This window comes from Arthrobacter rhombi, assembly GCF_900163545.1.
Taxonomy (GTDB): domain Bacteria; phylum Actinomycetota; class Actinomycetes; order Actinomycetales; family Micrococcaceae; genus Arthrobacter_H; species Arthrobacter_H rhombi_A.
The window spans coordinates 1-8418 of sequence record NZ_FUHW01000030.1; the positions used below are offsets into that span (position 1 = coordinate 1).

Genomic DNA, 8418 nt, shown 5'->3' on the forward strand with positions numbered 1-8418 from the left:
CAGAGAACCAATTAGCTATCGCATAGCCGCTGGACTGCTAACGGGGACCCAACCAGTTCCCCTCTGGACACCCCATCAACGTCGGAGCCGACATTGCTTTGCGTGATCCGGCCGGCCGTTGCCGGACCGGTTTGCGGGACGCTCCGAATATTCCTATGTAGGGCAGCCCTAAGGACAGTCCAGCGTCATTTTCATCTTGTTTGGCTCCCGCATGTGCAGCGACGTGGAGTTACCCACCATGTACTAATGCCAGTCGGTTAGGAGATTAGGATTGGAGCTCAGCAATCGACTGGACAGGTGAACGATGAGTCTTTCAAAGGCCTACCCACGTGGCCCTAGGCTGAGTTTCCGTGACTTCACGGCGGAGGACATCCCGGCTGTGCACGAGTTCACCTCAGATCCTGAGGTTACTCGTTGGTCAACATGGGGACCGAATACTTTAGAGCAAACAATTTCCTTTGTTAGGGATGCAGCCCACGCGCACCTGGAAGAGGGCCGATCAGCATTTTCACTTGCTGCCGTTTTGGAGGGCAGGACCATTGGCTCTGTGGCCATTTGGACTACCGATCCATACGATCACAACGGAGAGCTTGGATACACCTTCCACCGCTCCTACTGGGGAAACGGCTACGCCACCGAAACTACGAGCCAGCTCCTTAAATTTGGGTTCGATACGCTCAAACTGGAGCGAATCAGCGCCACCTGCCATCCTGGCAACATCGGTTCAATTCGCGTTCTAGAAAAAAGCGGGTTCACCCTAGAAGGGCGGCTTCGTTCCCACCGATTGGTGCGAGGAGTTCGCAGGGACTCGATGCTCTATTCCATTTTGCGTGAGGAATACGCCAGCGTAAGAGCCGAGACAATAGCTGGTTTGGAGAACGACGAATTACGTTAATCCCACTCAAGGTTCCCCTACAGTGCGCGCCTACAATTTCGCGAGCCGCCGACCGAGAAGGCAGAACTCGTTGCCCTCGGGGTCGGCAAGGACGTGCCACGACTCCGCACCCGTCTGGCCGACGTCAGCTGGGCGAGCCCCCAGGGACAGCAGCCTTTCCAACTCGGCATCCTGGTCACGGTCCACCGCGTTCACGTCAAGGTGCAGCCTCAGGGGTGCGGTTTTGGAGTCCGCCACAAGTGCGAGCACGATGGTCGGTGCTGGGCCGCCGAAGCCTGCTTCCGGACCGATCTCGATATCGTCGCCTTCGCGGCCTAACTCGACGTACCCGAGAACTTCGCACCAGAAACGTGAGAGCCCCTCGGGGTCGCGGCAGTTCAGCACCAGTTCGGAAAGTCGACAACTCATATGCAGAGGCTAGGCAATGGGCCATGTGGTCGCAAGGCAAGCCGCGGTTTCTCCGGCCCGCATCTCGAATTTACTCAACTCGCTTCCTTTCCTCGATACGAAGAATCCGCCTGTAGCGACGGACAGGACGATGACACGCTGACCCCAACCGGTGCCCAGACTGGATCGATTGGCGTTCCTCTTACGGCCCGGTCTACAGAACACTCCCTTGCAGGCATATCACCCTAGGCTTCTCGGGACCTGGCGCATTAGAATGGCCGTCAACAACTTCGACTGGGTGGGGGACCCTTGATGCAGGGTATGACGCGAAATAGGATATGGCCCGCGAAAAGTGCGCTCATCTTTGTGGCCGCGACCGCAATGTTGTCGGGTTGCGCGGGTCAAGGCGACGTGAGCATTCAGAATGAAAGCCCAGAGGACGTGACCGTTTCGACCGCGGACGACGAATTCAGTATCTCGGGATACGGGGCGATCGTGCTCCTCGAGTCTGGCTGCATAAAGAACGATGTCACCGTCGAGTTCGTTTCTGGCCGGACGACTTTGGTTCCCGGACCGGTATGCCCGGACAAACAAATCATGATTGGATCCGACAAGGTCGATTTGCAACCTGCCGATCCAGAGCCCAGCGATCGCTAGTTGCAGCCCTCCGGGCAGCCGGGTGTAAATTGCGACGTTCGTCGAGCTGGCCTCCATCGCGACGTACTGCTTGAGGCGCATCATCCAGGGAGCCCAACGCTGGCGAATGCGAGTCACCATATGTCGTTCGCGCCGGGCACGAGCCGGGGAGTAGGAGAACCCAGGGAAACCGGAACTTGTTAGACGAACCTATCGCAGCCAGCGCGCACCCTTACCCTCCGCTGCCGCTGCATCTTCCGGGTTGAGGATGGCACAGGTCTTCATGGACAGGCATCCGCATCCGATGCAGTCGTCGAGGGATCTACGAAGATTCTGCAGACCCACGATGGCTGTGTCGACCCGTTCTTTCCAGGGCGCGCTCAGTCGATTCCAATCCGACGGCGTCGGCGCGTGATCCACCGGCATGGGTGCCAGAGCCTCACGGATTTCCGCCAGCGACAGACCAACCCGTTGGGCCGCCGCGATGAAGGCCAACCGACGCAATATATGGCGTCGATAAACCCGTTTGCCACCAACGCGCCCTACCGGGGCGATCAGTCCTTGTTCCTCATAGAACCGCAGGGTTGCCGTAGTCAGCCCCGACCTGCGCGAAACCTGGGTGATAGGCAGGCTGTCAGTACTGTGCGAGGTCATGAACCGAACCTAGGGGCATTCCGGCTGGTGTTCAAGTGCACTTGAGGACATAGGTTTCGATCATGAACTCGCCAGGAACCGGATTCCACCCCCAACAGGACCGCCCGGCCTCTCCCGAAGCACCCTTGGTCAACCGCTCCCGGCCCCGACGACCATGACGGGCCCATGGGAAGGCTCCAAAAGACTGGCCAGGCCTTTCACGGACAAACGAAGCCGACGCCTTTTGGCTGCCTTTCTGGTGTCGGAACTCGGCGATGGGATCACCGCAGTCGTTGTCCCGTTGGGTGTATATGCCCTCACTGACAGTGTCACTGCATTGGCTTCGACCTTCCTCGGACGAAAGCTCGCCGGGTCCCTTTTCGCAGCAGCCGGCGGAGCCATCGCGGACTTCACGGATCGAAGGCGTCTGCTTCTGGCCAGCTACGTAATACGTGCCGTTCTTGTGGCGGCGCTCATCCCCCTTCCGGCGACGAACCCGGTCGCCTTCGTGGTGATCGGCGTCATCGTTGGCGCCGCAGGTTCCTTCGACAACCCGGCGGCAGAGTCCGCGCTGAGGGCTTCGTACAGGCATGACCTCCAGTCACTGGCAGCAGCACGCAAGAGCGGGAAAACTGTCTCGGAAATGGTTGGCCCAGCAGCGGGAGGACTCCTGTTCGGAATCGGAGGCCTGACACTTGCCCTGAGTATCAACGTCGCCACATTCGTACTCGCCCTGATCCTGCTGGCCGCCAGGCAATCCATGCCAGCAGGCGCCGGAAAGGCAGCAGATACCCGGAAAATGAAAGTGAAGGACGTCTCTGGAAGCCCGGTTCCAAGGGCGCGGTTCCCGCCCGTTGTCATCATGTCCTTCTTCTCCGCCGCCAGCGCATCGTTCCTGGTTGCTGTCGCCACCGCACTCGCGGTGCCCTATCTTGCCGGGCTGCCCAAAGCCCCTGATGGTGCGTACGGGTTCGCGCTGTCGGCCTACAGCATCGGAGCTTTGGTGGGGTTGTGGGCCGCCGGGGTGGCGTCCTGGTCGACTACCCGGCTCAAGAGCATCCTCATCTTCTCCTCTATTGCCTTCGGGATCATCACTGTCCTGAGTGTCTCGGTGCCACGTTGGGAAATCTTCGCAGCAGCCTGGTTCATCTGGGGCATCGCCTTCGGGCCTGAGGACGTCGTCAGCGATGCCAGAGTAGCTTTGATCGTTCCCGCCGGGTGGCTTGGAAGGGTCTATGCCCTGTGGTCGATCATGGGGAAATTTGGTGCCGCCGGTGGCTACGTTCTCGTCATCGCCATCAGTGGGCTGGCCGCGCAATCGGCTCTTCTAGCCATTGGCCTGTTGTATGCGCTGATCGTTCCCATCGTTTTGGTGTTTCTGCCCCGAGAACCAAGGACTTCGGGAGCCTAAATGTGCTGGACCGGGGGTTATTTCCGTAAATGCGGACCACTACCGGCGGCGCGCGGCCGGTCCGTTCACCCTCACCGACGAAACTTCGCTGGAGGCGCCCATCAGGTAGTTGTCGACAACTGCAAGCAAGGCCCAAGAAGAGAAACGACCGCTTTGAGAACAGCCGGTAATCTAGAAAATGGCAGGATCAGTTACTTGTGACCCGCTCGCAAACGTGCCCGGTAGAGGTTCCCCTTGCCGGCGGCGCTAGGAAGTGACGAGGATGAAGGTTGCGACGGCTACCACGACCACCGCGACGACGACCATGAACGGCCAGAGTTTCTTTGGGCCTTCTCCCGCCCTGTATTGGTTTTGCATTCCGGGGGTCATAGGGCTACCGGAAAGCAGGGGATAAGAACCTGCCTGGTTGACTGGTTTTTCGTGATCCGAACTCATCTTCTGTGCCTCCTGATCGTTTTGCTAGTCGGCTGGATCGCCTAAAGCGTGGTCTTGTTCGATTCCATTGCAGCGCCCTGTGTTACTTGGGCTCGCACCGCTATGGCCACCATAGGGTCTTTACTCGCGAGGTCCCGTATGAACTGTTTCGATGAAACTCATGGCGGTCAACCTATAAGTCGACTCTGCAAATGCATAGAGCCATCCGCTGGCTCCCGGACCCGCACTGATTCATTGGAGGTAATGAAATCTGTCCCGGTGATGGTTCCCCTATGAAGCGTTGCTTATGGCCAGCCGGACACGAGTTGGCATAATCGCCAGCTGTTGCTGTCAGTCGAGCATCGATAGGTACTGCGGCCGGCACTTCATCGCATGGATGAGTTCTTCGGTCCCGTCATCCCAGACCAGCACCACGAGTTCCAACAGCCTGCTTCGGGTATCAAATCCCAGACGAAGGAAACGCCGCGGATCTTCATCATCCAGCGGCACCTCCCGGAGCGGCCAAGAGGCTGCCTCGATCCCGTCCTCATCGCTGATTCCGTGCTTGTGCGCGGAGCCGCGAACGATCATGAGCTGGTAAGCGTGTTGTCTGTGTGCGCCCAGCTCGACAGCGCAGCGCGGAACGCCTCGGAGCGGTTCAGGTGCTCGCGCTCAGCGCGTTCCATGACTGCAGCAAGCTCGTCGGTGGTCAAGCGCACGGGCACGACCTGCGAAGCGGTTGCACCCCTGGCGGGGCGCCCCATGCGGGCCTTGAGGTCTTCGACGTCGTAGCCTGCCTCGGCTTCCTCGACCCACTGGTCGATCTCGGTCTCCGAGACTGGCTGCCCGTGTAGTTTTCGTTCCATGAGTACTATCGTAATACGAATCCCCTGGTGGGGCCAGAGTATCCAGCGAGCCGGTACGCCAGAGTCAGCCCGTGACATAACATCTGGAATCCCTCATTGAAAAACTTGTCCATGCACCAGAGCAGCTTTGACCCTGAGCCGTCTTCCGTGAAGCCGGTTGCATGGGCGCGAGGTCTTCGACGTCGTCGCAAACCGCTGACCTGTAACCGCTGACACGAGAGTCCCAACACTAAGACTGCCCCAGCATCACGAGGCAACAACGACTAGCTCCCTCGTGCCGTTAAAGGTTCCTTGGGTTCTTGCGGTGATTGAGAAAGCGACCATCCACAAGCTGTAAGCACTGGGCCTTCGCGTGCGTCAGAAACGTTAGCGCCGGTTGCCAGGCAATTCGTACCTGCCCCCTGCCAGCGAAGTGTGCTAGCTTGTATTTATCAGACATCGCCCCCCTCTGAGCCTCGGCTCAAGGGGGCGATTTTCATTGGGCGACAAACGGTGATGCGTGGAGTATACAAAGGAATTCAAGGAACGCGACGAATTGCTTCGTCAACTCGAAGCCGACGGACTCGCCATTCCTGACCGAGTCGAGGCACTTAATTTCCTGACCCGCGTAGGGTACTTCCGCTCCGGGGCATACCGATACGTTTTTCGACAGTTGCTCCCATCCGACAAAGTGAACGAGCGCCTGCGGCAGTACCGCCAAGACCAGTACATCCCCGGCGCGAGTATCAAGCACGTGATGCAGCTGGAGGCATTCGACTTCAAGTTGTCGCGTGTCTGTTTGGAGGGTCTTTTGGACTTCGAGGTTCGGCTGAGGGCTGCAATTGCTCACACCCTGGCAGTAAAGGACGTCGCCGCCCATTCGCTTATCCGTTGTCTCGACGCAGACGCCTGCGGGAAACCCAGCGGAGAGCAGACCAAATTTGATGCGTGGATGGAAACGTGCCGGGAGACGGTGCGGTCCGGTTCAGAAGACGAGGACTTCATCGCGCATCATCTGCTGAAGTATCCGAATCAGCCAATGCCGATTTGGGCCCTGACTGAAGTGCTGAGCTTCGGAAAACTCCCATACTTGTTCGAGTTGATGCAGACACCAGATGCTCGTGAGGTGGCACGCATGTTCGGATTCGCACACCCGCGTCCATTCGGAGCCGTGCTCCGCATGATGGTCGATTTCCGCAACACCTGCGCCCACGGCTCCCGCCTGTACAATCGAGCTTTCAAACGGCCGCTCTCAATCCGAGCGCACGAAACCGTGGGCAGCTCACTTGCGCACTTAATCACGCCGGATTTCACGGCCACACCCAAGCAGAACCAAAGGCTGTACATTTACGCAGCTACGCTTGCATTCATGCTCATGTCTCATTCAAGCGGATCGGGTTGGAACATGACTTTCAAGACTCAAGTCAAAAAGCTCAACGTAGAGCTCGAGGCACCAGACGGGTCCATGCTCGTCTCCCCGGAGGTAAGCATGGGATTCCCTCGGAACTGGATGGATCTGGACCTCTGGCAACCCAGGCGTCAATAATCGTGCCGGCTAACAGCCACCGCCGTACGGTCCCAACCAGCCTGTTTGCCCATGTCCATAGGGTCAACAGGCAGCTCTCGTGCTCGTAAGAAGGCCGCCAAGAAGAAGCCCCACCCGGATGCCCCGCAAGAGGTTCCCCATGAGGTGCGGCTTGATCAGTCCGCGTGAGGCGTGGCGTTGAACAACCTCACCACTGAGAAGGACATCGACCGAGTGCCGCCGTGCGGTGCGCGACTAGTCCCAAGACTGTTGATGATCGACGTGCCGCCGCAACTCCATGGCGTCGTGAAGCACTCGGCCGACGACCAATACGTCGCCCTCGCGACGACAGATGAGGAAGTGTCGCGGCCGGTGGACTGTTTTTCCGGGAGCACGGGTACGGCTCTGCGACAAGTGCCAGGAGAATACTCCGTCACCCAGTTCCGGTCGGGCGGTGTACCCGACATCGTCGGTGCGCGAAGCCGAGTCACGGATTGCTGTGGCAATCAAGGCCTCATAGCGATTGCGTGCTTCAGCGCCGAACTGTTCCTGCGACCACGCAAGGATCGCGACGATATCGTCTTGAGCTACGTGAGTGAGGCGGTATCCGGGCATCAGCCGGCCGAATGCGCCCGTGCTGCGCGGTCACCGAGCTGGCCGATGAAGTCGTTCAAATTCTCATCGGCAATGTCGTCATAACGCCGTGTGGCGACATCCAACCAACCTCGCTCGGCAGCGTCCCGTAATGCGGAGAGCTTCGCCGCGTCCTCGCTCTCCTGGCGTTCCAAAACCCGAAGGCCCTCGCGCAACACCTCGCTGGCATTCTGATAACGCCCGGACTCCACCAACGCTTCAACAAGTTGGTGCTGATGCTGACTCAGCACAACATTCCTAGTTGCCACGGCAACCACCTCCATTGGCAGTTTATGCCATTCGGGCGACATCCGACAGGAATTTTCCATCGGAACCTCTCAGTCGTCCCGCAGAGGGTTCCTCTTATGGCCTGCTATCGGGCACCAGTTGCAGGCTACGACGCGAAGTTTGCCTCCACTTCGAAGATGATCTCTAGACCGTCCTCGTCGTCCCACTGCTCGCCGACCTCCTTGAAGCCATAAGCCTCAACGAGGGAGCTCGACGCGTGGTTATCGGGACTGATGGTGGCACGGACGACGTGCACGTTTGGATGGGTGCTAGCGACGGCGAGTAACGTCTCGAGAGCCTGCCTTGCATATCCCTTTCGCCGGTACTCCGGGTCGATCCTGTATCCGACTTCGACCATGCCGACTTCATCGGGCGCGCCATGAAACCCGGCAAGACCGACTGGGAAATCGACGTCAGGGACGACAACGAATCGGGTCACCCAGGGTGCATCCGCTGGGATTTCGGCAATTTGCTTGCTTCTCATTCTCCAGAGGCCGATGCACTCCTCACCCGTGAGATACGGCGTCACGGGGTACGCGTGCGCGTGTTTCGTTTCTCCTTGGGCAAGTTCGTGAAGAACAGGCTCAGGTACCTCTACGAGATGCAGTTGCGACTGCTGGGGCGCGGGGTGCTGCCACGGGTGGCTGGATATCGTCATCCAGACCATATTCGCAGCTCCCCCGAGCGCCCGCTAGCTGTACTGATCAGGGACGTTAGTTAAACGATTGATGGGTGGCTGGTTCCCGATAGC

11 protein-coding genes are annotated in these 8418 nt (G+C 58.9%); 4 read left to right on the plus strand and 7 right to left on the minus strand.

Annotated elements, in window-relative coordinates:
• The first annotated feature begins 304 nt into the window (after positions 1-304).
• Positions 305-895: a GNAT family N-acetyltransferase gene (locus tag FM101_RS08440; protein WP_086998283.1), complete on the plus strand. Its 591-nt coding sequence runs from the start codon at positions 305-307 to the stop codon at positions 893-895.
• Positions 896-925: 30 nt separating this feature from the next.
• On the opposite strand, the gene FM101_RS08445 is transcribed toward FM101_RS08440, so the two are convergent.
• Complete coding sequence (locus FM101_RS08445; protein ID WP_086998286.1) at positions 926-1303, minus strand: VOC family protein; 378 nt, start codon at positions 1301-1303, stop codon at positions 926-928.
• 390 nt (positions 1304-1693) lie between these two features.
• Here FM101_RS08445 and FM101_RS08450 point away from each other — a divergent pair, with 390 nt between their 5' ends.
• On the plus strand, positions 1694-1939 hold the full coding sequence (locus FM101_RS08450; RefSeq protein WP_143269253.1) for a hypothetical protein: 246 nt from the start codon (positions 1694-1696) through the stop codon (positions 1937-1939).
• Positions 1940-2128: 189 nt separating this feature from the next.
• Here the strand turns inward: FM101_RS08450 and soxR are convergent, their stop codons facing one another.
• Positions 2129-2572, minus strand: coding sequence for a redox-sensitive transcriptional activator SoxR (soxR, locus tag FM101_RS08455; RefSeq protein WP_086998292.1), 444 nt, complete (start codon positions 2570-2572; stop codon positions 2129-2131).
• 154 nt (positions 2573-2726) lie between these two features.
• Here soxR and FM101_RS08460 point away from each other — a divergent pair, with 154 nt between their 5' ends.
• The gene (locus FM101_RS08460; RefSeq protein ID WP_086998295.1) at positions 2727-3962 is read left to right on the plus strand and encodes an MFS transporter; all 1236 of its coding nucleotides are present in this window, start codon (positions 2727-2729) and stop codon (positions 3960-3962) included.
• Between the two features lie 765 nt (positions 3963-4727).
• Here FM101_RS08460 and FM101_RS08470 read toward each other — a convergent pair.
• Positions 4728-4967, minus strand: coding sequence for a hypothetical protein (locus tag FM101_RS08470; RefSeq protein ID WP_086998300.1), 240 nt, complete (start codon positions 4965-4967; stop codon positions 4728-4730).
• The gene (locus FM101_RS08475; RefSeq protein WP_086998308.1) at positions 4964-5242 is read right to left on the minus strand and encodes a ribbon-helix-helix protein, CopG family; all 279 of its coding nucleotides are present in this window, start codon (positions 5240-5242) and stop codon (positions 4964-4966) included. Before FM101_RS08475 ends, FM101_RS08470 begins: the two co-directional genes overlap by 4 nt.
• 499 nt (positions 5243-5741) lie before the next feature.
• Between FM101_RS08475 and FM101_RS08480 the strand changes: the two genes are divergently transcribed.
• On the plus strand, positions 5742-6767 hold the full coding sequence (locus tag FM101_RS08480) for an Abi family protein (RefSeq protein ID WP_086998303.1): 1026 nt from the start codon (positions 5742-5744) through the stop codon (positions 6765-6767).
• A gap of 234 nt (positions 6768-7001) precedes the next feature.
• On the opposite strand, the gene FM101_RS08485 is transcribed toward FM101_RS08480, so the two are convergent.
• The 3 genes from FM101_RS08485 to FM101_RS08495 all read right to left on the minus strand — a co-directional run bounded on the left by FM101_RS08485 (position 7002) and on the right by FM101_RS08495 (position 8325).
• The gene (locus tag FM101_RS08485; RefSeq protein ID WP_086998305.1) at positions 7002-7361 is read right to left on the minus strand and encodes a type II toxin-antitoxin system RelE/ParE family toxin; all 360 of its coding nucleotides are present in this window, start codon (positions 7359-7361) and stop codon (positions 7002-7004) included.
• Positions 7361-7648: a type II toxin-antitoxin system ParD family antitoxin gene (locus FM101_RS08490; protein WP_086998311.1), complete on the minus strand. Its 288-nt coding sequence runs from the start codon at positions 7646-7648 to the stop codon at positions 7361-7363. Before FM101_RS08490 ends, FM101_RS08485 begins: the two co-directional genes overlap by 1 nt.
• A gap of 125 nt (positions 7649-7773) precedes the next feature.
• A complete protein-coding gene (locus FM101_RS08495) occupies positions 7774-8325 on the minus strand; it encodes a GNAT family N-acetyltransferase (RefSeq protein WP_086998314.1) in 552 nt (183 codons plus the stop codon).
• Between the last annotated feature and the right edge of the window lie 93 nt (positions 8326-8418).

Excerpts from the sequence above, each read along its gene's own strand:
- FM101_RS08440 (WP_086998283.1), top strand. The coding sequence starts at position 305 with ATGAGTCTTTCAAAGGCCTACCCACGTGGCCCTAGGCTGAGTTTCCGT.
- FM101_RS08485 (WP_086998305.1), bottom strand. The coding sequence starts at position 7,361 with ATGCCCGGATACCGCCTCACTCACGTAGCTCAAGACGATATCGTCGCG.
- FM101_RS08495 (WP_086998314.1), bottom strand. The coding sequence starts at position 8,325 with ATGACGATATCCAGCCACCCGTGGCAGCACCCCGCGCCCCAGCAGTCG.
- FM101_RS08475 (WP_086998308.1), bottom strand. The coding sequence starts at position 5,242 with ATGGAACGAAAACTACACGGGCAGCCAGTCTCGGAGACCGAGATCGAC.
- FM101_RS08460 (WP_086998295.1), top strand. The coding sequence starts at position 2,727 with ATGACGGGCCCATGGGAAGGCTCCAAAAGACTGGCCAGGCCTTTCACG.
- FM101_RS08445 (WP_086998286.1), bottom strand. The coding sequence starts at position 1,303 with ATGAGTTGTCGACTTTCCGAACTGGTGCTGAACTGCCGCGACCCCGAG.
- FM101_RS08470 (WP_086998300.1), bottom strand. The coding sequence starts at position 4,967 with ATGATCGTTCGCGGCTCCGCGCACAAGCACGGAATCAGCGATGAGGAC.
- soxR (WP_086998292.1), bottom strand. The coding sequence starts at position 2,572 with ATGACCTCGCACAGTACTGACAGCCTGCCTATCACCCAGGTTTCGCGC.